Below are 1,951 nucleotides of genomic sequence, written 5' to 3' on the forward strand. Positions count from 1 at the left end.
TGGTAGAAGTCCTCGAACCGCTGGCCGGGCAGCAGGAATTCGTTGTCGCTGCCGGGCAGGCCGGTGATGGCGCTGCCGACCTTGGCATAGGCGGAAAAGACATTGCCATCGATCGCCGCCAGCAGGACCGGGTTGACCTCCGGATCGGCAACGGCCGCGTCCTGCAGATCCTTGGCGACATATTGCGCGCCCCCCTTCAGGACGCGCGGATGATAAAGCGAAACAGTCAGGTATTTCATGTCCGGGTCCGATCACAGCTGGAAAAGGTCGGTATCTTCGTCGGCGACCAGATCGGACGCCGCGAACCGCCGCGTGAACAGCGCCCGGTTCAGCCACATGAAGCTGCGCACGAAAGGTGGCTTGGCCTTGCCGACGCCTTCCATGTGGATCCAGCGCGCGCTTTCGTCGATCCGGACGGGATGGCCCGCCTGCAACATCCTCAGGCAGAAATCGGCATCCTCGTAATAGGCGTAAAGGTAGTCGGTCGACAGCCCGCCCATCTCTTCAAACAGCGATTTGCGGATCTTCCACAGAGCCGCCGTCACCAGCAGCTTGCGGTTGCGGATCGGCGCCATAATTGGCTCTATTACGGCGGAATCATCATCTATGTGATGTGTCAGACCCTTGCCGAAATGCTCCACCCGCAGCACAGGTTCAGACCGCCCGCGGCGCGCCTCGAAGGCCAGATCGCTGGCCACGTACATCCCCGAATGCATCAGCATCCCGTCGCCATAGTACAGCAGCGCACCGGTCAGCCCATCGCCCGGATCCGAGGTCAGGAAGGCCAGCGCGGCCTCGGGTGACTTCTCGGGGGGGAAGATGTCGGGGTTCATGAAGATCAGCGTTTCGCCGCGCGCCATGTCGGCGCCGAAATTGTTGGCCGCCGAAAACCCGGAATTGCCGGAGCACAGATAAAGCCGCAGAGCCACGTCGTGGATCTGGCAGAACCCGCGCAGCTGGTCCACCACGCGGGCGCTGTCCTGCAGTTCGTTGCCTATCACCACCAGTTCGATCGGCGCGCCCGACAGCGCGGCCGCCAGGGTTTCCAGTTGCGGCAGCAGCATGTCGGCGGATTTGTAGATCGTGATGACGATGCTGGTATCGACCGGATCGGCACCGCGATGGGCGAAGGCCTGAGCAAAGGTCAGACCTTCCAGAAAGCGCAGCCAGATGGCGTGAAAGCCGGAATAGAGCCGCTCTGCTGCAGTCAGGGTCGCTCCGATGGGCTGGTCGGCCAGCACGGCGGCGGCGGTCAGGGTCTGCATCAGGAACTGGTCGGGCGCGCGCCAGCGCACGATCTTCTGCTCATGCACCAGCTTGCCGTTGATGCGAAGGCGGATCACCGAATGCAGGCTTGCCCCCGGCACGTGCACCAGCGCCATGAAGCCGGCCGGCCGGTTCGAATCGCCGATCTGCCCGGCGACATCCGCGCGGTGATACCAACTGGCCTCGATCTCGCCGATGTCATGGGCAAGGTAGCCGATCTCGACCGTCAGGCGCAGGGTCGGCACCATCCGCCGGTCAGCCCAGCCGGACAGGAAGATATGCCCGTCCTCGCAGCACACCACGCCTTCGACGTTGACGTAATCGCCTTGGCTGATCCCCCGGTGCTCGCGCTGGCCATAGCGGTCGAAATGATCGCGCAGCACACGCGCATCATCCATGCCATAGGATTCGGCGACATCGCCGTTGTCTTCGGCATAGGCCCTGTGCAGGAACCGCACCGTCCCGGACTGCGCGGCGGGCTGGACAGCCGGTCTGGGCGCCGCCTCGGTGTCCGGACCGGTCTTTCCGGGCTCCGGCGCCCTGCCCCGGCCCAGCATCCGGAGCCGATGAACCAGCTGTCGGCCGCGGGTTTCGATATCGCCCATGACGTCGCTCTCCCGTTCCAATCCCTTGTCACCGTAGTGGTGCAAACGCCGAAAATCCAATATGTCGGCTTCTACAGGGG

General features: G+C 63.8%; 2 protein-coding genes. Both read right to left on the reverse strand.

What is annotated here, in order from left to right:
• The coding region (locus WBB85_RS08105) for a hypothetical protein (RefSeq protein ID WP_432638113.1) at positions 1-239 on the reverse strand (239 nt) is incomplete at its 3' end.
• A gap of 12 nt (positions 240-251) precedes the next feature.
• The coding region (locus WBB85_RS08110; protein WP_432638114.1) for a glycosyltransferase family 2 protein at positions 252-1,951 on the reverse strand (1,700 nt) is incomplete at its 5' end.

Source organism: Albidovulum sp., assembly GCF_049646345.1.
Classification (GTDB): Bacteria; Pseudomonadota; Alphaproteobacteria; order Rhodobacterales; family Rhodobacteraceae; genus Albidovulum.